The organism is Streptomyces sp. H27-C3, assembly GCF_030063415.1.
Taxonomy (GTDB): Bacteria; Actinomycetota; Actinomycetes; order Streptomycetales; family Streptomycetaceae; genus Streptomyces.
Genome location: NZ_JASITA010000038.1, coordinates 22,713 through 41,437 on the forward strand (window position 1 = coordinate 22,713; position 18,725 = coordinate 41,437).

Here is an 18,725-nt window from a genome sequence, read left to right on the forward strand (position 1 = left end):
AGAAAAGTGGAGTGTGCGACCGAGTATTTCATGTGGGGTGAGGGCGGGTCTTCTCGTATAAGAGCGGCCGGCACATGGGGGGTGCGCGCCAGACCCCGTGACGCCGCCCCCCATGTGCCGACCGCTCTCAAGGCAACCTCGGGCGAGGCCGTACCGTCTGGGAGAATGGCTCACGCAAGCCGACGAGAAAGAAGGACGTGCCGATCGTGGCTCAGAGCAGCACAGAGACCGACTGGGTCTCCCGCTTCGCGGACGATGTCATCGCCGAGTCGGAGCGACGTGCCCCTGGGGCGAAACACTCAGGCGCTGCCGCGCCGACGGTCGTCGTCGCGTCCGGACTCTCGCCCTCGGGTCCGATCCATCTGGGCAACCTGCGCGAGGTCATGACCCCCCACCTGGTCGCCGACGAGCTCCGGCGGCGCGGGTACGAGGTCAGGCACCTGATCTCCTGGGACGACTACGACCGGTACCGGAAGGTACCGGCGGGCGTCCCGGGCGTCGACGAGTCGTGGGCCGAGCACATCGGCAGGCCGCTGACCGCGGTGCCCGCACCGGCCGGCTCCGCGTACCCGAACTGGGCCGAGCACTTCAAGGCGGCCATGACCGAGGCGCTCGCCGAGCTCGGTGTCGAGTACGACGGCATCAGCCAGACGGAGCAGTACACCACCGGGGTCTACCGCGAGCAGATCCTGCACGCGATGAAGCACCGGGCCGACATCGACGCCGTACTCGACCGCTACCGGACGAAGATCAAGCCCGGCGGCGGCAAGAAGCAGGGGCAGAAGCCGGTCGACGAGGCCGAGCTTGAGGCCGCCGAAGGGTCCGGCGCGGCCGACGAGGACGACGGCAGTGGCGGCGGCGCGGGGTACTTCCCGTACAAGCCGTACTGCACGGTCTGCGGCAGGGACACGACCACGGTCGCGGCGTACGACGAGGAGAGCACCGAACTCTCGTACACCTGTGTCTGCGGGCACGCGGAGACCGTGCCGCTGAGCGAGTTCAACGGCGGCAAGCTGGTCTGGAAGGTCGACTGGCCGATGCGCTGGGCGTACGAAGGCGTGATCTTCGAGCCGAGTGGCGTCGACCACTCCTCGCCCGGGTCGTCCTTCGTCGTCGGCGGGCAGATCGTGCGCGAGATCTTCGACGGTGTGCAGCCGATCGGGCCGATGTACGCCTTCGTCGGGATCAGCGGGATGGCGAAGATGTCGTCCTCGAAGGGCGGGGTGCCGACGGCCGTCGACGCCCTGCAGATCATGGAGGCGCCGCTGCTGCGCTGGCTGTACGCGCGGCGCCGGCCCAACCAGTCCTTCAAGATCGCCTTCGACCAGGAGATCCAGCGGCTCTACGACGAGTGGGACTCGCTGGAGAAGAAGGTCGCCGAGGGCACGGTGCTGCCGGCCGACGCGGCGGCGCACTCGCGGGCGATCGGCACGGCCGCCGGTGAACTGCCGCGCACGCCGCGGCCGTTGCCGTACCGCACGCTCGCCTCGGTGGCCGACATCACGGCCGGGGCCGAGGTCCAGACACTGCGCATCCTCAGCGAGCTGGACCCGGAGAACCCGATCTCGTCCCTGGACGAGGTCAGGCCCCGGCTCGACCGCGCCGAGAACTGGATCAGCACCCAGGTCCCGGCCGAGCAGCGCACGATCGTGCGCGGCGAGCCGGACACGGAGACCCTGGGCGCGCTGGACGACGCCGGGCGCGAGTCGCTGCGGCGGCTGGTGGACGGCCTCGACTCGCACTGGTCGCTGGACGGGCTGACGACGCTGGTCTACGGCGTGCCGAAGGTGATGGCGGGGCTGGCGCCGGACGCGAAGCCGACGCCGGAGCTGAAGGTGTCGCAGCGGTCGTTCTTCGCGCTGCTGTACCAGCTGCTGGTCGGGCGGGACACCGGGCCGCGGCTGCCGACGCTGCTGCTCGCGGTGGGGGCGGAGCGGGTCAGGAAGCTGCTGGGGGCGTAGCGCCGCGCGGGGCTTGTTCCCCTTCCCGCCCCTTCCCGCTGTGTCATTTTGCTGCCGGCGCCGCGTGGGGGGCTCCGCCCCGGACCCCGGTCCTCGAACGCCGGACAGGCTGGAAGGTTGCCGCCAGCGGCACCTTCCAGCCTGTCCGGCGCTCGAGGACGCGCGCGTGGGGCGTCCCGGGGGTCTGGGGGCTCGCCCCAGTTGCGGGAAGGGGCGGGGTGGGGAGAAAGCTCCGCAGGACCCGGCCGCGAGTGTGACGGCCTCCGCGTGGCTGCATCCTTCGACGTACTCCGGGTTCGACCTTGCGCAGGACGTCTCGGCGCGGGACCCGGGTGATCGTGGACGTATGAAAGAAACCGTCGCAATCATCGGCTGGGTCGTCGGCATCCAGGGCGCACTCGGTGTACTCGGCAGGACCTTCGGCGACAACCCCTGGGGCCTGTTGCAACAGTGGTGGGAGATCCCGACCGCGGGCTACGCCGCCCTCGCCATCGCCGGGGCCGCCCTCGCGGCGTGGGGCGAGGGCGGGCGCAGGAAGCGGGTCGCCCAGGGCGTGCCGCTGCCCTGACGGCCACGACCCGCGAGCCCGCCCGTCAGCATCACCATGAGGCCGGTTGGCAGGATCGCGCCGCCGGTCAGGGTGCCCCGCTGTCGAGTGCCGGGGTCGCCGCCCCCTCTCCCGCGCCCCGGATATCCGCGTGATCACGGCACCCACTGTGCCGCGCGTCCACGGGCTTCCCCGCGACCCTCATGACCGGCCGGACACCCTCTACGCGATGTGCTCCGCGTCGAGCTCCTGCTGGTAGCGGATCTCGAACCGCCGGTTGTACTCGGCCAGTTCGCCGGGCACCGGGGCCTGGGAGTACAGGTCATGGAGGTACGAGCCGAGCTGACGGGCCGTCGGGAAGGTGCTGTTCTCGCTGACATACTTGCGGAACGCGTTGTAGTACGTCTCCTCCGCCGAGTACTCCTCCTCCACCTCCTCCGCGTGCCGCTGAGCCTCCTGGTAGTCCGCCGGGGCCTGCTCGTTGCGCGGGCCGGGGATGCCGCCGAGCGGGCGGGTGCGGCCGGGGCCCGAGGGGACCATCACGGGGGCGGTCTCGGGCTCCTCGGCGTACGCCGGCTCGACATACGCCGGGTCGTACGCGCCCTCGTACGCCTCCTGCGGAACCTGCGGCGCCGCGAACCAGGGGCTGGGGCTCGCGTGCACGGCCGGGGCGCCGTCCTGCTGGGCGTCCTGCCGGGTCTCTTCCGCCGGGGCTGCCTGCGGGCCCTGGGGGCGGCCCTGGGGCTGCGGGAGAGGCTGCGGCTGGGACTGTTGGGGTTCTTGGGACTGCTGAGACTGCTGGTGCTCCTGAGGGAGCGGCTGGGGCTGCGGCTGGGGCTGCGGCGAAGCCTGCGCCGGGAGCGCCGGGGTCTCCTGCACCTGGGCCGCCGCCAGCTGAGGCTGCTCCTGCTGTGGCTGTTGCTGCACCTGCACCTGCTCCTGTTGCTGCACCTGCTGCTGGGCCTGCTGAGGCTCCTGCTGCGCCACCGGCGGCAGCAGCGCCGGCTCTATGCCCGCCGCCGCCAGACCCGCGGGCCCGGTCTCCGACAGCGGCACGCCGTACCGCGCGAGCCGCAGCGGCATCAGCGACTCCACCGGCGCCTTGCGCCGCCACGCGCGGCCGAAGCGGGCCTGCAGCCGCGCCTGGTAGATCAGGCGGTCCTGCTCCAGCTTGATGACCTGCTCGTACGAACGCAGCTCCCACAGCTTCATGCGCCGCCACAGCTTGAACGTCGGCAGCGGCGACAGCAGCCAGCGCGTCAGCCGTACACCGTCCATGTGCTTGTCGGCCGTGATGTCGGCGATCCGGCCGACCGCGTGCCGCGCCGCCTCCACCGAGACCACGAACAGCACCGGGATCACGGCGTGCATGCCGACACCCAGCGGGTCCGGCCAGGACGCCGCGCCGTTGAAGGCGATCGTGGCGATGGTCAGCAGCCACGCCGTCTGGCGCAGCAGTGGAAACGGGATCCGCATCCACGTCAGCAACAGGTCCAGCGCCAGCAGGACGCAGATACCCGCGTCGATGCCGATCGGGAAGACCAGGGAAAAGTCCCCGAACCCCTTCTCCTCCGCGAGCTCGCGGACCGCGGCGTAGGAGCCCGCGAAACCGATCGCGGCGATGAGCACCGCTCCGGTGACGACGACCCCGATCAAAATGCGGTGCGTGCGTGTCAGCTGCATCGCGGCCACCCGCGATCCCCTCCCGTACGTCCAACTTGGCGGGGGTCAGCCTGGCACATGTGTGCGGGTCGCGTTGCGCGGGTACAGCGGAAGCCCGGTCCCCAAGAGGAGGACCGGGCTCCGCAAAGCGCCGGAAACGGCTACAACGTACTACTTGCCGCTCGGCGCGGGCTCAGCTCTTCTTGTTGGCGGCAGTGACCGAAGCCACGGCCTCCTTGGTCGCCTTCTGAGCGTCCTTCACCAGGTCGGCGGGGTCGGGGGACTTGGCACCCTGATAGCCCGCCCCGTTGTAGACGACGGTGGCGACGACGTTTTCGGTCCGCGTCACGATCGTTGCGTATCCGAAGTCCGCGTCGGTCTTCCGCAGGTCGTACGTGACCGTGGTGGCCTGGCCGCCGATGCCGGTGGCGGGCTCCGCCTTGACCTTCTTCGCGCCGTCGGTCGCCTTCGCGGCCTCGACCTGCTTCGCGTAGTACTCCCCGGCGAGCTTGTCGCCGGGGCCGCGGGCCTGGTCGGAGTCGTAGCGCATGAACGACACGGAGAGCCAGCGGTACTGGGACCCCTTCACACCCTCGCTGTCCAGCCCGTTCCAGGAGCAACCGCCGCGCGCCGAGACGTCGTTCGACCGGTCGGAGGTACCGGACTTGTCCTTCGCCTCCGGCACGAGGGACGCGGTCGTCTTCGGCGTGAGCGCGTCGCACGGCTTCGGCAGCGTGTCGAACGCCGCGGGCTGGACCGTCGGCTTGGCCGGCGCCTTGGAGGAGGCACTGGCGGACGGCGACGCTTCCTTCCCGCCGCCGGAGTCCGACGAGCAGCCGGCGACGACGAGCATCACCGGTACGGCGGCGCAGGTGAGAATGCGGGTGAGTCGCGGGGCTGATCGGTGCATGGTTCCTTCGCTCACGGGTCTGAGGCTCATGGGGACTGGCGCTCTCGGGTCTGAGGCTCGTGGGACTGGCGCTCTCGGGACTGATTCCTGCGGCCACGGTACGCCGGAGACGAACCGCGCCGGGCTGCGCGCAGGGCGCTGCCCGGTCCGTGCGGCCCGGCGCGTACGGCCCTATTCGGTGAACTGCTCGGCGAGCCTGCGGGCCACGGCCCGGGCCTTCTCCTGCAGTTCCTTGCTGTCGGGGACCGTGGTCATCAGGGCCGGCTGCGCGCTGTACCGGACGGTCACGATCACGTTCGATGTGCGGAATACCACGCTGACCGTGCGGCGCCGCGCCGTCGAGTCGGACCCGGCGAGTGCGTCGTCCAGGAAGGCGGCGTCGCCGAGACCGTCGAGCGTGCGCGGCTGGAGCCCCTCGGGGGTCTGCGAGGGGGCACGGGGGTCGCTGTCGGGTGTGCCGGAGGGCTTGGAGGAGGCCGACGGCGAGGCGTCCGCGCCGGGGGACGGGCTCGTGCCGTCCGTCTCGTCGCCCGCGCGCTCCGTGTCCTCACCCTCCGTCTCCTCGTCCTCGGGCGAAGCCGAGGGGGACGGCAGCTGGGCGGCGGTCACCTGCTTCGCGTACACCTCATCGGCGCGGTCGTCGTCGCTGACGGTGGTGTCGTACGAGACGACCCGCTCGAAGTCGACGACCAGTTGGTGCGTGGCCTCCGGCGAGCCGGCCTTCCAGCGGCAGCCGACCCGACGGTCGGTGTCATAGGTCACGTCGGCCGTGCCCGCGTACGCCTTCTCCTGCTGCTCGGGCGGCAGGCTGGTGGCGCCGGGCAGCAGGTCGCGCAACATGCCGCGGTCGACGGAGCCGCAGGGCTCGCGAAGCGTGCGGTACTTGCCGTCCGGTGCGGTGGACGTGGCGGGGTCACCCGCCTTGGAGTCCGTGGTGGAGTCCTCGGTACCGGAGCCGCCGGTGCAGCCGGCGGCGAGCGCCGCGAGGAGCGCGACGCCGGGTACGAACACCTTTCGCTGCACGGTCCCAGGCTCCCTTCGATGAGAAATACGGTTGCCGCCCGATGGCGGCCGGTGGACACAATGTCTATCGCACGCACCGGCCAAGATGCCGGTCCACTGTCTCTTTCATTGAGATTTGCGTCAGTTTTGCGTTTTCGCACTTACGGGGAGATCGAGGAGTTATGTCGTATGTAGAGGTGCCGGGTGCGAAGGTCCCGATCAGGATGTGGGCGGACCCGGCGACAGTTGAGGGCGGCGCGATGCAGCAGCTCCAGAACGTCTCCACGCTGCCCTGGATCAAGGGTCTCGCAGTAATGCCGGACGTCCACTACGGCAAGGGGGCGACAGTCGGTTCGGTGATCGCCATGCACGGGGCGGTGTGTCCGGCCGCGGTCGGTGTGGACATCGGCTGCGGAATGTCGGCGGTGAAGACCTCGCTGACGGCGAACGATCTGCCGGGCGACCTGTCCCGCCTCCGCTCCAAGATCGAGCAGGCGATTCCGGTGGGGCGCGGGATGCACGACTCCCCGGTCGACCCGGGTCGGCTGCACGGGTTCCCGACGGCCGGGTGGGACGACTTCTGGAAGCGGTTCGATGGCATCGCCGAAGCGGTCAAATTCCGTCAGGAGCGGGCGACCAAGCAGATAGGAACGCTTGGATCCGGCAACCATTTCATCGAATTCTGTCTCGATGAGACAAATTCGGTCTGGCTGATGCTGCACTCCGGGTCCAGGAACATCGGCAAGGAGCTGGCCGACTTCCATATCGGCCAGGCCCAGAAGCTGCCGCACAACCAGGGGCTGGTCGACCGGGACCTCGCCGTCTTCATCTCGGACACCCCGCAGATGGCGGCGTACCGGAACGATCTGTTCTGGGCGCAGGAGTACGCGAAGTACAACCGGTCGATCATGATGGGGCTCTTCCAGGACGTGGTCCGCAAGGAGTTCAAGAAGGTCAAGGTGGCCTTCGAGCCGGTGATCAGCTGCCATCACAACTACGTCAGCGAAGAGCGTTACGACGGCATGGACCTGCTGGTCACCCGTAAGGGCGCGATCCGGGCCGGCTCCGGTGAGTTCGGGATCATCCCGGGCTCGATGGGCACGGGTTCGTACATCGTGAAGGGGCTGGGGAACGAGAAGTCGTTCAACTCGGCCTCCCACGGCGCCGGTCGGAAGATGAGCCGTACCGCCGCGAAGAAGCGCTTCTCGACGAAGGACCTGGCCGATCAGACCCAGGGTGTGGAGTGCCGTAAGGACTCCGGCGTCGTGGACGAGATTCCGGGTGCGTACAAGTCGATCGAGAAGGTCATCGACCAGCAGCGCGACCTGGTCGAGGTCGTCGCGAAGCTGAAGCAGGTCATTTGCGTCAAGGGCTGACGACCCGGCGTGGAGTGTGCGGGCCCCCGGTGGTGGTTGTGCCGGGGGTTTTCGCATGTCCGGAGTCGGCGCGTGCGGTGGTGGGAGCGGTGGAGTGGCCGTGGAGTGGGCCGTGGGTCGGCCTACAGCTCCCTGTGCACCTTGGTGTTGGAGGCCTGGGCTCGGGGGCGGACCACCAGGAGGTCGATGTTGACGTGCGGCGGGCGGGTGACCGCCCAGGTGATCGTCTCCGCCACGTCGTCGGCGCTGAGGGGTTCGGCCACGCCCGCGTAGACCTTCGCGGCCTTGTCGGTGTCGCCGCGGAAGCGGGTCGTCGCGAACTCCTCCGTCTTCACCATGCCGGGGGCGACCTCGATGACCCGGACCGGAGTGCCGACGATCTCCAGGCGCAGGGTCTCGGCGAGGACGTGGGCGCCGTGCTTGGCGGCCACGTAGCCGCCGCCGTTCTCGTACGTGCCGTGGCCCGCGGTGGAGGACAGCACGACGACCGTTCCGTCGCCGCTCGCGGTGAGGGCGGGAAGCAGGGCCTGGGTGAGGTTGAGGGTGCCGATGACGTTGGTCTCGTACATCTGGCGCCAGTCGTCGGGGTCGCTGGTGGCGACCGGGTCCGCGCCGAGCGCGCCGCCCGCGTTGTTGACGAGGACCGCGAGGTTGCGGAAGACGGTGGCGAACTCGTCGACGGCCGCGCGGTCGGTGACGTCCAGGGGGTACGCCGTCGCCTGGTGGCCCGCGGCGGTGAGCTCCGCCTCCAGGGCCTCGATGCGGTCCTTGCGGCGGGCGGTGAGGACGACTCGGTAACCGGCGGCGGCCAGTCGGCGAGCGGTCGCGGCACCGATTCCGCTGCTCGCTCCGGTGATGATGGCGATGGGCGTAGGCATGGGGAACAGGTTAGCGAGCCCGTGGTGCGTACATGATGAGGGCCATTCCGGCGAGACAGACCAGGGCGCCGGTCACGTCCCAGCGGTCGGGGCGGTAGCCGTCGGCGACCATGCCCCAGGCGAGGGAGCCCGCGACGAAAACGCCGCCGTACGCGGCGAGGACGCGGCCGAATTCGCCATCCGGCTGGAGCGTGGCGACGAAGCCGTACGCCCCCAGGGCGATGATCCCGGCGCCGATCCAGATCCAGCCCTTGTGCTCGCGCACGCCCTGCCAGACGAGCCAGGCGCCGCCGATCTCGAAGAGCGCGGCCAGGACGAAGAGGGCGGCGGAGCGCGCGAAGAGCATGCGCCCAGCGTGTCATGGGGAGACGGGCGGGCCCGGCGGGATGAATCGGTATGTTCGGGACATGGTGTCGATGCGCAGGGCGATGGTGGCGGTGGCCGGGGCGGTCATGGCCGTGGTGGGTGTGGCGGGCGTGAGTTCGGGGGCGGGGGCTCGTGCGGGGGGCGGGGGGATCGCCCCGGAGGCAGATGTGGCGTATCACGGGCATGTGACGGTGCGTGAGGGGCGGCTCGGGGTGTGGCTGGTGGTGGCGAACCACGGGCCCTCGGGGGTGGCGGACGCGACCGTACGGCTGAGGTTCTCGGTGCCTCTGGCCGGGGCGCAGGCTCTGCCCTCGGGCTGCCTGCGGACCGGGCCCGACGAGGTGCTGTGTGGGGCGGGGATGCTGCGCGCGGGCGGCGGGGCGGGGCGGGGGCTCGACCTTGCGCTCCGGGTGCCGGTGCGCACTGTCGAGGTGACGGCGCGGATCGACACGGCGTGGAACGGGGGTGCGTCCGACCGGAACCCGCAGAACAACGAACACCGGGTGCTGGCCCCGGCCACGGGGGATCGTTACTTTTTCTGACCGGCCGCCGCTGCCGAGGCTCCCCGGCTATGTCACGCGCCGCCGTGACACGGCGGACCGGCGGCGGGTGCTGGTCGAGACGGTGCCCGAGCGGATGGTGGCCTTCGGGGCGGTGTGGGAGAAGCTGAGCGGACGCTGGGCGACTGTCTTCGATACGTACGACGACGATCAACTGGCCCTGATCATCGACCATATGCGGCGGACCGTCGAGGTCGGCGCCGCGCAGGTCGAGCTGTTGCGCAGCGGCGAGCTGGAAGCTCCCTGAGGATCCGGGCAGTCCCTAAGGGCTGTCCCGTAATCCCTGGTGGATCAGCGCACGGCGTCAGATGCGGTGCATCGCAAGGCGGAGGGACGTTCGCATACTGGACGTATTCGGGCGTTCCGACAACGCGGCGAGGTGCCGTAGCTGTCGTCGTGCGCCTGCCAGGGATTGCGGGACAGCCCTTAGGAGGGCTGCGGGGACTGCTGCGCGCCCGCCCCGCCGAATTCACGCACCGCGTCATCGACGATCGTCTGCAGGCGCGTGTGGTGCGCGCCGCGCCAGTACACCCGCTCGCACCCCGTGCACTGCGCGAAGACGTCGTACGAGCGCTCCGTGCCGCCCTCCAGGAGATCGCGGACGGTCTCCTTGGTGGCGGGCGCGAGGTCGCCGTTGCAGGCGGTGCAGCGCGTCCAGGGGGCGAGCGTGGGGGTGAACCGGCTGAGTACGTCGCGGAGTTGGTCGTCGGTGCGGTCGCTGTAGATGTACGCGCCGGCCCACAGCTCGCGGCGCCGCAGCAGTCCGCGGTCCCGCGACAGCAGGACGCGCCGGTCGCGTGAGGAGTAGGTGGCCAGGGCGGGGTCGCCGATGTCCTCGCTGAAGTACGCCGCGTCGACGCCGAGCAGCCGCAACCGCCTTGCCAGCGTGCCGAGATGGACGTCCAGCAGGAACCGCAGCGGCCCTTCGGGCAGCCGCTGAGGCCGCTCCACCGCGCGCACCTCGACGCTCTCGCCCGCCGCCGGGATGTGGGAGACGGCCACTTCGCTTCCGTCGACCAGCAGTTGGCCCGCCTCGGTGAGTGGGACGCCCAGCGATTCGACGACATGGCCGAGTGTCGACGACCCGTCGGTGGCCAGCGCGGTGCGACCGCCGCGCCGCTCCGCCGCGACGAAGAGGTGCAGCTCGGGGGCGAAGGCGAGGTGGATCTCCGGTCCGTTCACGCCGTCAGCATGCCACTGTTGTGTCGGCGGGGGCCACGCCATTCCGCGGGGCGGGCACGGGCCGCCGGGGTCACTTGCTGAAGGCTGCCGCGTTCTCCCGGGCCCCGCTGGGCGAACGGGCGGGGCCGGGCGGCCGGTCAGCTCCTCGACCGTACGGGTCAGGGGTAGGCCGCCCGCCGCGGTCTGGGCCTGCTCATCCGTGGGGGCCGGGGCCTCCGGTCATGCGCGGAGGTCGAGGCGTCAGTCGTTGCACCGCATCTGGTTTCCCGGCGGGAACTCGAAGTCGCACGCGCCGACGAACTCGAAGCCCGCCTTCGCGCACAGCGCGTTCGACGCGGGGTTGTCGACGGAAGGGAACGCGTGCGGATGGCGGTGGCGGCCCTCGGCCCGCGCGAGCTCCACCGTTGCCGCCGTCGCCGCTTTCGCGACGCCCCGGCCCTGGAACTCGGGCAGCACGCTCCAGCCGGGTCGCGGCGCTCCCGGGGCGGTTCGCGCATCTCCCCGGGGAGTGGCACACGCCGCCCGGCCACGCGGAGACCCTGCGCTGGTGGCTCTCCGGCGGTGACCGCGAGCCCTTCTTCACGCTCGACCCCGACGATCCGGGCGTGTCCTCAAGCGCCGGACGGGCTGGAAGTGGTCGACTGGCGGGCGAGGAGGTTCGGCCATGGGGCACGATCACGGCGCGCCGTCCGCCGCCGGCACCCTCAGCGGCGGCTTTCGCAGCCGGCTGCTGTGGACCATCGGGATCAGCGTCACCATCACCGTCGTCCAGATCGTCGGCTCGCTCCTGTCGGGCAGCCTCGCGCTCCTCGCCGACGCCGCGCACAGCCTCACCGACGCGGTCGGCGTGTCCCTCGCGCTCGGCGCCATCACCCTCGCGCAGCGCGCACCCACGCCCCGCCGCACCTTTGGCTTCTTCCGGGTGGAGATCTTCTCCGCCGTCCTGAACGCCCTTCTCCTGGCCGGCATCTTCGTCTGGGTGCTCTACTCCGCGATCCGGCGCTTCAGCGAGCCGGTCGAGGTCAAGGGCGGGCTGATGTTCGGCGTGGCCCTGCTCGGCCTTGCCGCCAATATCGTCGGTCTCTACCTGCTGCGCGACGCCAAGGACCGCAGCCTCAACCTGCGCGGGGCCTACCTCGAAGTGCTCGGCGACGCGCTCGGCTCGGTCGCGGTCATCGTCGGCGGCCTGGTCATCCTGCTCACCGGGTGGCAGGCGGCCGACCCCATCGCCTCGATCGTCATCGGCGTCCTGATTGTGCCGCGCACGTACTCGCTGCTGCGTGACTCCCTGCACGTACTCCTGGAGGCCACCCCCCAGGACATGGACCTGAGCGAGCTGCGGCGGCATCTGCTGGCGGAGCCCGGGGTGCTCGCCGTGCACGACCTGCACGCGTGGACCGTCACCTCGGGGATGCCCGTCCTGACCGCGCACGTCGTGGTCTCGGACGCGACGCTGCGCGAGGAGGAGACCGGTCAGCTGCTCGGCCGCCTGCAGGCGTGCGTCGGTGACCACTTCGATGTACCGCATTCGACGATCCAGCTGGAGCCCGAGGGGCACGCGGAGGACACCCGGTCGCTGCACAGCTGATCGGTAGTAGGTAGTAGGCAGTGGGCAGGGGGTAATGGGCCCCCAGCCCACTGCCCCAGCAGCCCTCAGGCCCCGGTCCGAGCCCTCGGTCAGAGCCAGCCGTTGCGGCGGAAGCTCCGGTGCAGGGTGAAGCACGCGGCTGCCATCGCCGCGACGGTCAGGTGGTAGCCGTAACTCCACTCCAGCCCCGGCATGTGCTCGAAGTTCATGCCGTAGACGCCGCAGATCATCGTCGGTACGGCGATGATCGCGGCCCATGCCGTGATCTTGCGCATGTCCTCGTTCTGCGCGACGGTCACCTGCGCGAGATGGGCCTGGAGGATCGAGTCGAGCAGCCCGTCGAAGGACGTGATCTGCTCTATGGTCCGGTCCAGATGGTCCGCGACATCGCGGAAATACGGCTGGAGGTCCGGGCCGACCGGCGGGACGGGCCGGGTCGCCAGGGCGTGCAGGGGGCGCGCGAGCGGGGTCACGGCGCGCCTGAGCTCCAGCAGCTCCCGCTTGAACTGGTAGACCCGCCCGACGTCGCTGCGGCCCGCGTCCACGCTGAAGACGGCGTTCTCGACGGTGTCGATGTCGTGCTGTACGGCGTCGGTCACCAGGGCGTACTCGTCGACGACATGGTCGGCCACGGCGTGCAGCACCGCCGCCGGTCCCTCCGCCAGCAGGTCGGGCGCGGCCTCCAGGGCTTCCCGGAGCGGGCCGAGCGAGCCGTCCCTGCCGTGCCGGACGGTGATGACGAAGTCGGGGCCGGTGAAGACCATGAGTTCGCCGGTGTCCACGACCTCGCTGGTGGCGGTGAGCTCCTCGTGATCGACGTAGCGGACGGTCTTGAAGACGGCGAAGAGTGTGTCGTCGTACCGCTCCAGCTTGGGGCGGGGATGGGCGCTGAGCGCGTCCTTGACGGCCAGCGGGTGCAGGCCGAACAGATCGGCGAGTTCGGCGAGTTCATCCGCGCCGGGCTCGTGCAGTCCGATCCATACGAAGCCCTTGCCGCCGTATTCACGGACCTGGCGCACGGCCTCCGGCGCCGGGCAGTCCCTGGCGCGGCGCACGCCCTGCTCGAAGACCACGCAGTTCTCCACGGCGCTGCCCAGCGGCGAGCGGGCCGGGTGGCTGAGGTCCACGGTCCTGCGGTGGGTCAGGCGGACTGCGCGGCGCAGGTGACGCAACATCGGCACGGGAGGCTCCTCGGATATCGGCGGCCAGTGTGCCATCGGTTCCATGAACCCCGTGACCCGCGCCCCGGGCCTGCCCCTCCCCGGACACTCCCGTGAGACCGGACCGGACCGGACCAGCCCTGTCCAGCCCTGTCCAGACCGTCGGGGGAATCTTGGGGTCGCCTCGGGGTACTCACGGGGCGGGGCGGGTATCCGGTCGTACGGTTTTCCATCGTTTCAGGATGGAAAACCAGCCGCGATCCGTATGTCGTCCCGTGTCGTCCCGTGTGTCGTCCTCTGCGTCGGCCCGCGCTTCGTGGCCCCCGAACCGAGCGAGCAGAGAAGGAGCAGCGGTCCCGCAATGGGTGAACCTCCGAGTACGAGCCGTGCCACAACCCGTCCGCAGCGCGTCAGCCCGGGAGCGGCGGTGGCACGGTGACCGAAGTGCTGCTGCTGCTTCTCGCGCTGGCCCTCACCTTCGCCTGCGCGCTGTTCGTCGCCGCCGAGTTCTCCCTGACCACGGTCAAGAGAGGCGAGCTGGAGCGTGCCGCCGAGGCGGGCGAGCGGGGCGCCGACGGCGCGCTGAAGGCGGTGCGCCGGCTGACCTTCCAGCTGTCCGGCGCCCAGCTGGGCATCACCGTCACCTCGCTGGTGATCGGCATGCTGGCCGAGCCGTCGCTCGCGGTGCTCCTCCTCGGGCCGCTGGAGGCGGCGGGCCTGGGGGGCGCCGCCTCCACGGTCGCCACCGTGCTCGGCGTGGTCGTGTCCACGGTCGTGCTGATGGTCATCGGTGAGCTGGTCCCCAAGAACTGGGCGATCTCCCGCCCGCTGGCCGTCGCCAAGGTGGTGGCCGGACCGCAGCGCGGCTTCACAGCCGCTTTCGGGCCGTTCATCCGGCACCTCAACAACACCGCGAACCGGTTCGTGCGCCGCTTCGGGCTGGAGCCCGCCGAGGAGCTGGCCACCATCCGCACCCCGGACGAGCTGGTCTCCCTCGCCCGGCACTCGGCCGCCGAGGGCGCCATCGAACCGGACTCCGCGGAGCTGTTCGTGCGGACCCTGCACCTGAGCGATCTGACCGCGGAGAACGTGATGACGCCGAGGGTCGACGTACGCGCGCTGGACGCACGGGCGACCGCGGCCGACGCGGCGAATCTGACGTACGCGACCGGGCTCTCCCGCTTCCCGGTCTACCGGGACACCCTGGACGAGGTGGTCGGCACCGTCCACATCCGTGACGTCCTGGCCCTGGAGCCCGACAAGCGTGCCGTGACCCCGGTCACGGACCTGGCGACCGCGCCGCTGCTGGTCCCCGACTCGCTCCCCGCGGACCGGCTCCTTGAGCGCATGCGCGCGCACCGCACCATGGCCGCGGTGATCGACGAGTACGGCGGTACGGCGGGGGTCGCCACGGTCGAGGACATCGTGGAGGAGGTCGTCGGCGAGGTCCGCGACGAGCACGACCCGGCCGAGACCCCGGACCTGCTGCCCGCCCCGCCCACCGAGGACGGCCGGGCGACCTGGGAGGCGGACGGCAGTGTACGCATCGACGAGCTCGCCCGGATCGGCCTGATCGCCCCCGAGGGCCCCTTCGAGACCGTGGCCGGGCTCGTCGCCACCGAGCTTGCCCGCATCCCCGCCGAGGGCGACTCGGTCGTGCTCGGCGGCGGCTGGACGCTGGACGTGCTCGACGTGGAGCACCACCGGGCCGACCGGGTCCACATCACCGAACCGGATCCCGACACCACAGGGCCCGCCGAGTCGGATCCCGCCCAGTTGCCGCGGCAGCACCCGCAAGGAGTGACCCGATGACCGTCCTCCAGCTCGCCATCGGCTTCCTGACGCTGCTGACCAACGCCTTCTTCGTCGGCGCCGAGTTCGCCCTGGTCTCCGTACGCCGCAGCCAGATCGAGCCGCACGCCCGCGCCGGCGGGAAGCGGGCCCGAACCACCCTGTGGGGCCTGGAACACATCTCCCAGATGATGGCCACCGCCCAACTCGGCATCACCGCCTCCTCGTTGGTGCTCGGCGCGGTCGCCGAACCCGCCATCGCGCACCTTCTGGAACCGGCCTTCGAGGCGGTACACGTCCCGCCCGGTCTGGTGCACCCGATCGCGTTCGCGATCGCGCTGACTGTCGCGACGTATCTGCACATGCTGATCGGCGAGATGGTGCCGAAGAACATCGCGCTCGCCGAGCCCGCGAAGACCGCGCTGCTGCTCGGCCCGCCGCTGGTCGGGCTCACGCGGGCGCTGCGCCCGCTGGTCTTCACCATCAACGCCTTCGCCAACACCCTGCTGCGACTGCTGAAGGTCGAGACCAAGGACGAGGTCGAGTCCGTTTATACGGACGACGAACTCGCCCGTATGGTGCGCGACTCCAGTGACGCGGGCCTGTTGTCACCGGCCGACAGCGAGCGGCTGCGCGACGCGCTGGAGCTGGGGAACAGGCCGGTCGGCGAGATCCTCGTACCCGCGCAGCGGATGACCACGGTCGATCAAGCGATCACTCCGGCGCAGCTGGAACGGACCGCGGCGGGCGCCGGGTACTCCCGTTTCCCGGTGACCGGGCCCACCGGCGCGGTGCTCGGCTATCTGCACATCAAGGACACGCTGGGGGCGCCGGACCGCGACAAGCCGTTCCCGCGGTCGGCGTTGCACGCGGTGACGCGGGTGCGGATCGACAGCTCGCTCGACGAAACCCTCACGGCGCTGCGCGCGGCCGACAGCCATCTGGCGGCGGTCGTTGGCGACAAGGAGGCGGTCCTCGGCTTTGTCACGATGGAGGACGTCCTGGAGGAGCTGGTGGGACCGGCTGCCTGATCCGGCGGAAATACGTCGGAATCCGCTGGGGCAGGGCAGCCGGCGCCGCTTTTCGACTCCTACAGGTGGGACGCGATGGAGGGCATCAGGTCCTGGAAGGTGCGACCCTGCGCGGGCTCGCCGATCGCGGCCATCTGCCAACCGGCGCCCGCGCGCACGACCTTGGCCATGATCTGCGCGGTGTGGCGGCCTCCGCCGGTCAGGGTGTAGCGCGCCAGCTCCTGCCCGTTCGTCTCGTCGACGAGGCGGCAGAAGGCGTTCTCGACCTCTTCGAAGGTCTGGCCGGTGAAAGAGTTCACCGTGAAGACGATTTGGTCGACGTGCACCGGCACTCGCTGAAGGTCCACGACGATCGACTCGTCGTCGCCGCCCGCGCCGCCGACCCGGTTGTCACCGGTGTGCCGGACAGAACCGTCGTCGCTCGTCAGGTGCTGGAAGAAGACGACGTCGGCGGGCTGCTTGTCGGCGAACAGCACGGCCGAGGCGTCGAGGTCGATCTCCTTGGCGGTCATCCGGGCGAGGAATCCCTTGCGGGGCACGGACTTCCAGCCCAGACCCATGCGTACGACGGTGAGTTCGCCGCCGCCGGACTTGGTGAGGCTGATCTGCTGGCCCTTGGACATGTTGACAGTCATGGCTCGGCTCTCATGAGAGGGGCGGGGCAGTGTGCTGTGCGTGCGACTGTGCTGCTGTGCTGCTGTGCTGTTGGGCGTGTGCGGTTGCGCTCGGACTGCTCAGACGTCGACGCCGAAGTCGGTGGCGATCCCGGCGAGCCCGGAAGCGTAACCCTGCCCGACGGCCCGGAACTTCCACTCCGCTCCGTGCCGGTAGAGCTCACCGAAGACCATGGCGGTCTCGCTGGAGGCATCCTCGCTCAGGTCGTAGCGGGCGATCTCCGCGCCACCGGCCTGGTTGACCACGCGGATGAAGGCGTTGCGGACCTGGCCGAAGCTCTGGCCGCGGCTCTCCGCGTCGTGGATCGACACCGGGAAGACGATTTTGGTGATCTCGGCGGGTACGGCGGCGAGTTCGACCTTGATGCTCTCGTCGTCCCCCTCACCCTCGCCGGTGAGGTTGTCACCGGTGTGCTCGACGGAACCGTCGGGGCTGGTGAGGTTGTTGTAGAAGATGAAGTGCCGGTCGGAGACGACCTTGCCGGACTCGTTGCACAGCAGTGCGCTGGCGTCCAGGTCGTAGTCGGTGCCGGTCGTCGTACGGACGTCCCAGCCGAGGCCCACCAGGACCGCGGTCAGGCCGGGAGCTTCCTTGGTCAGCGAGACGTTGCCGCCCTTGGCGAGGGTCACACCCATGTCGTTTCCTCCCTGGAATCCGTACTCTGAAAACTACAACAGTGTAGAGGTCAAGTGGAGAGCGCGGGGGGCACGACTGCGGGACGGTTACGATGCCCCGTTGTTTGAGTCGCGTACGAGTCGCGGATGAGTCGCGTACGGATTCGGGAAGGAGGCCGCGTCATGAGCGGAGACGGAAGCAAGGCCGACCGGGGGCGGGAGCCGCGCGGGCGCCGGCGCGGTCAGGGCGAGCTCGAAGCCCAGGTGCTCTCGGTGCTGGGCACGGCCCAGGAGCCGGTCACCGCGGCCTGGGTGCAGGGCCGGCTCGACGGCGACCTGGCGTACACCACGGTCATCACGATCCTGACCAGGCTGTACGAGAAGAAGGCCGTGACCCGCAGCAGCGAGGGCCGCCCCATCCGGTGGGAGCCGGTGGCCGACGGGGCGGGGCTGACGGCGCTGCGGATGCGCAGCCTCCTGGACAAGCGGGACGACCGCGACGCGGTGCTGTCGAGTTTCGTGTCGGCGCTCTCGCCGGACGACGAGCACCTGTTGCGGTCGCTGCTGGGTGAGGCGCGCAGGCAGGTCGGGCTGGGTGGACGGGCCCGGGGGGCCGGGCAGGTCGGGCCGGGCGATCCGGACGAGAGCTGACAGGTGCGTATCGGCAGCAAGAACCGAAAGACCGGGGGCACCGTACGCGACATCGACAAGATCGTGACCCACCCCGGCTATCACCTGAGCCAGACGGACGCCCCCAACCAGAACGACCTGGCGCTGATCCGGCTGGACCGGCCCGTCGGCCAGAAGCCCGTCCGTATCGCCGAGAAGGCGGGACCGGTCGGCACTCCCACCCGGATTCTCGGCTTCGGCACCGTCGTCGACACGACCGCCATCGAGAAGGCGAAGTTCCCCGGGCGGCTCCAGCAGCGACCGCGAGGTCACCGAGAGCGTGGGTCTCGAACCGACACTGCGGTGGATGGAGACCCACCTCGATCGCCCCCTCACGCTCGCCGACATCGCCGCCCACGCACGGACCAGCCCCAGCAGCCTCACCCGCCGCTTCCTCGCCCACACCGCCCTCAGCCCGCTCCAGTACCTGCTCCGCGCACGGCTCCAGGAGGTCCGGCGTCTGCTGCGGGAGACGGACATCCCCGTGGAGCACATCGCGGCCCGGACGGGATTCACCTCACCGGCCGCCCTGCGTCACCACTTCCGCGCCCTCACCGACACCACCCCGCGCGCCTACCGCCGGGTTCACTGTGCGCCGGGCGGGGACGGGTGTGCTCAGGAAGACGGTGGGGGAGCCGGGCCGGACCGGGGCGGCCGTGCGAAGCAACGGGAGTCGAACAACAGCTGTCCGAAACCGAGTTGTTGATCGTAGGATCTGAATACTCCTGATGAACAAGGGAGTTCGGCGTGTCC

General features: G+C 70.4%; 19 protein-coding genes and 2 pseudogenes. 11 read left to right on the forward strand and 10 right to left on the reverse strand.

Annotated elements, in window-relative coordinates:
- The first annotated feature begins 197 nt into the window (after positions 1-197).
- Together lysS and QMK30_RS29765 are read left to right on the forward strand one after the other, a co-directional pair.
- Positions 198-1,961 (forward strand): lysine--tRNA ligase, encoded by a 1,764-nt coding sequence (gene lysS / locus QMK30_RS29760; RefSeq protein WP_283521423.1) that lies wholly within the window; start codon positions 198-200, stop codon positions 1,959-1,961.
- A 346-nt stretch (positions 1,962-2,307) separates the two neighbouring features.
- On the forward strand, positions 2,308-2,529 hold the full coding sequence (locus tag QMK30_RS29765; RefSeq protein ID WP_283521424.1) for a hypothetical protein: 222 nt from the start codon (positions 2,308-2,310) through the stop codon (positions 2,527-2,529).
- Positions 2,530-2,730: 201 nt separating this feature from the next.
- Here QMK30_RS29765 and QMK30_RS29770 read toward each other — a convergent pair whose 3' ends face one another.
- The 3 genes from QMK30_RS29770 to QMK30_RS29780 form a co-directional block, all read right to left on the reverse strand.
- The gene (locus tag QMK30_RS29770; protein ID WP_283521425.1) at positions 2,731-4,200 is read right to left on the reverse strand and encodes a DUF2637 domain-containing protein; all 1,470 of its coding nucleotides are present in this window, start codon (positions 4,198-4,200) and stop codon (positions 2,731-2,733) included.
- A 163-nt stretch (positions 4,201-4,363) separates the two neighbouring features.
- Positions 4,364-5,080: a DUF3558 family protein gene (locus QMK30_RS29775; protein ID WP_283521470.1), complete on the reverse strand. Its 717-nt coding sequence runs from the start codon at positions 5,078-5,080 to the stop codon at positions 4,364-4,366.
- A 171-nt stretch (positions 5,081-5,251) separates the two neighbouring features.
- The gene (locus QMK30_RS29780) at positions 5,252-6,103 is read right to left on the reverse strand and encodes a DUF3558 domain-containing protein (RefSeq protein ID WP_283521426.1); all 852 of its coding nucleotides are present in this window, start codon (positions 6,101-6,103) and stop codon (positions 5,252-5,254) included.
- A 161-nt stretch (positions 6,104-6,264) separates the two neighbouring features.
- Between QMK30_RS29780 and QMK30_RS29785 the strand changes: the two genes are divergently transcribed.
- Complete coding sequence (locus QMK30_RS29785) at positions 6,265-7,458, forward strand: RtcB family protein (RefSeq protein ID WP_283521427.1); 1,194 nt, start codon at positions 6,265-6,267, stop codon at positions 7,456-7,458.
- A gap of 122 nt (positions 7,459-7,580) precedes the next feature.
- Here QMK30_RS29785 and QMK30_RS29790 read toward each other — a convergent pair whose 3' ends face one another.
- Positions 7,581-8,336, reverse strand: coding sequence for an SDR family NAD(P)-dependent oxidoreductase (locus QMK30_RS29790; protein WP_283521428.1), 756 nt, complete (start codon positions 8,334-8,336; stop codon positions 7,581-7,583).
- A gap of 10 nt (positions 8,337-8,346) precedes the next feature.
- Positions 8,347-8,682, reverse strand: a complete 336-nt coding sequence (locus QMK30_RS29795) for a YnfA family protein (protein ID WP_283521429.1) — start codon at positions 8,680-8,682, stop codon at positions 8,347-8,349.
- Positions 8,683-8,743: 61 nt separating this feature from the next.
- Between QMK30_RS29795 and QMK30_RS29800 the strand changes: the two genes are divergently transcribed.
- Together QMK30_RS29800 and QMK30_RS29805 are read left to right on the forward strand one after the other, a co-directional pair.
- Positions 8,744-9,244 (forward strand): hypothetical protein, encoded by a 501-nt coding sequence (locus tag QMK30_RS29800; RefSeq protein ID WP_283521430.1) that lies wholly within the window; start codon positions 8,744-8,746, stop codon positions 9,242-9,244.
- Positions 9,245-9,311: 67 nt separating this feature from the next.
- Entirely contained in the window at positions 9,312-9,509 is a 198-nt protein-coding gene (locus tag QMK30_RS29805; protein WP_283521431.1) for a hypothetical protein, read from the forward strand.
- Positions 9,510-9,688: 179 nt separating this feature from the next.
- On the opposite strand, the gene QMK30_RS29810 is transcribed toward QMK30_RS29805, so the two are convergent.
- Together QMK30_RS29810 and QMK30_RS29815 are read right to left on the reverse strand one after the other, a co-directional pair.
- Positions 9,689-10,444, reverse strand: coding sequence for a Mut7-C RNAse domain-containing protein (locus QMK30_RS29810; RefSeq protein WP_283521432.1), 756 nt, complete (start codon positions 10,442-10,444; stop codon positions 9,689-9,691).
- Positions 10,445-10,684: 240 nt separating this feature from the next.
- Positions 10,685-10,921: pseudogene (locus QMK30_RS29815) on the reverse strand (GNAT family N-acetyltransferase); the annotation flags it as partial.
- A 187-nt stretch (positions 10,922-11,108) separates the two neighbouring features.
- Here QMK30_RS29815 and QMK30_RS29820 point away from each other — a divergent pair.
- A complete protein-coding gene (locus tag QMK30_RS29820) occupies positions 11,109-12,032 on the forward strand; it encodes a cation diffusion facilitator family transporter (RefSeq protein ID WP_283521433.1) in 924 nt (307 codons plus the stop codon).
- A gap of 89 nt (positions 12,033-12,121) precedes the next feature.
- On the opposite strand, the gene QMK30_RS29825 is transcribed toward QMK30_RS29820, so the two are convergent.
- Entirely contained in the window at positions 12,122-13,207 is a 1,086-nt protein-coding gene (locus QMK30_RS29825; protein WP_283521471.1) for a magnesium and cobalt transport protein CorA, read from the reverse strand.
- 420 nt (positions 13,208-13,627) lie between these two features.
- On the opposite strand from QMK30_RS29825, the gene QMK30_RS29830 reads away from it, so the two are divergent.
- Positions 13,628-15,004: a hemolysin family protein gene (locus tag QMK30_RS29830; protein WP_283521434.1), complete on the forward strand. Its 1,377-nt coding sequence runs from the start codon at positions 13,628-13,630 to the stop codon at positions 15,002-15,004.
- Positions 15,001-16,014, forward strand: a complete 1,014-nt coding sequence (locus QMK30_RS29835; RefSeq protein WP_283521435.1) for a hemolysin family protein — start codon at positions 15,001-15,003, stop codon at positions 16,012-16,014. The genes QMK30_RS29830 and QMK30_RS29835 overlap by 4 nt, the downstream gene beginning before the upstream one ends.
- Before the next feature lie 59 nt (positions 16,015-16,073).
- On the opposite strand, the gene QMK30_RS29840 is transcribed toward QMK30_RS29835, so the two are convergent.
- Both QMK30_RS29840 and QMK30_RS29845 read right to left on the reverse strand, forming a co-directional pair.
- Positions 16,074-16,649: a TerD family protein gene (locus tag QMK30_RS29840; protein ID WP_283521436.1), complete on the reverse strand. Its 576-nt coding sequence runs from the start codon at positions 16,647-16,649 to the stop codon at positions 16,074-16,076.
- A gap of 99 nt (positions 16,650-16,748) precedes the next feature.
- The gene (locus QMK30_RS29845) at positions 16,749-17,324 is read right to left on the reverse strand and encodes a TerD family protein (RefSeq protein ID WP_283521437.1); all 576 of its coding nucleotides are present in this window, start codon (positions 17,322-17,324) and stop codon (positions 16,749-16,751) included.
- A 162-nt stretch (positions 17,325-17,486) separates the two neighbouring features.
- On the opposite strand from QMK30_RS29845, the gene QMK30_RS29850 reads away from it, so the two are divergent.
- The 3 genes and pseudogenes from QMK30_RS29850 (at position 17,487) to QMK30_RS29860 (ending at position 18,678) form a co-directional block, all read left to right on the forward strand.
- A complete protein-coding gene (locus QMK30_RS29850; RefSeq protein WP_283521438.1) occupies positions 17,487-17,954 on the forward strand; it encodes a BlaI/MecI/CopY family transcriptional regulator in 468 nt (155 codons plus the stop codon).
- 3 nt (positions 17,955-17,957) lie between these two features.
- Positions 17,958-18,173: pseudogene (locus QMK30_RS29855) on the forward strand (trypsin-like serine protease); the annotation flags it as partial.
- A gap of 106 nt (positions 18,174-18,279) precedes the next feature.
- Positions 18,280-18,678, forward strand: coding sequence for a helix-turn-helix domain-containing protein (locus QMK30_RS29860; protein WP_283521439.1), 399 nt, complete (start codon positions 18,280-18,282; stop codon positions 18,676-18,678).
- Positions 18,679-18,725: the final 47 nt, after the last annotated feature.

Excerpts from the sequence above, each read along its gene's own strand:
- QMK30_RS29765 (WP_283521424.1), top strand. The coding sequence starts at position 2,308 with ATGAAAGAAACCGTCGCAATCATCGGCTGGGTCGTCGGCATCCAGGGC.
- QMK30_RS29775 (WP_283521470.1), bottom strand. The coding sequence starts at position 5,080 with ATGCACCGATCAGCCCCGCGACTCACCCGCATTCTCACCTGCGCCGCC.
- QMK30_RS29785 (WP_283521427.1), top strand. The coding sequence starts at position 6,265 with ATGTCGTATGTAGAGGTGCCGGGTGCGAAGGTCCCGATCAGGATGTGG.
- QMK30_RS29790 (WP_283521428.1), bottom strand. The coding sequence starts at position 8,336 with ATGCCTACGCCCATCGCCATCATCACCGGAGCGAGCAGCGGAATCGGT.
- QMK30_RS29795 (WP_283521429.1), bottom strand. The coding sequence starts at position 8,682 with ATGCTCTTCGCGCGCTCCGCCGCCCTCTTCGTCCTGGCCGCGCTCTTC.
- QMK30_RS29800 (WP_283521430.1), top strand. The coding sequence starts at position 8,744 with ATGGTGTCGATGCGCAGGGCGATGGTGGCGGTGGCCGGGGCGGTCATG.
- QMK30_RS29820 (WP_283521433.1), top strand. The coding sequence starts at position 11,109 with ATGGGGCACGATCACGGCGCGCCGTCCGCCGCCGGCACCCTCAGCGGC.
- QMK30_RS29825 (WP_283521471.1), bottom strand. The coding sequence starts at position 13,207 with ATGTTGCGTCACCTGCGCCGCGCAGTCCGCCTGACCCACCGCAGGACC.
- QMK30_RS29835 (WP_283521435.1), top strand. The coding sequence starts at position 15,001 with ATGACCGTCCTCCAGCTCGCCATCGGCTTCCTGACGCTGCTGACCAAC.
- QMK30_RS29840 (WP_283521436.1), bottom strand. The coding sequence starts at position 16,649 with ATGACTGTCAACATGTCCAAGGGCCAGCAGATCAGCCTCACCAAGTCC.
- QMK30_RS29845 (WP_283521437.1), bottom strand. The coding sequence starts at position 17,324 with ATGGGTGTGACCCTCGCCAAGGGCGGCAACGTCTCGCTGACCAAGGAA.
- QMK30_RS29850 (WP_283521438.1), top strand. The coding sequence starts at position 17,487 with ATGAGCGGAGACGGAAGCAAGGCCGACCGGGGGCGGGAGCCGCGCGGG.
- QMK30_RS29860 (WP_283521439.1), top strand. The coding sequence starts at position 18,280 with ATGGAGACCCACCTCGATCGCCCCCTCACGCTCGCCGACATCGCCGCC.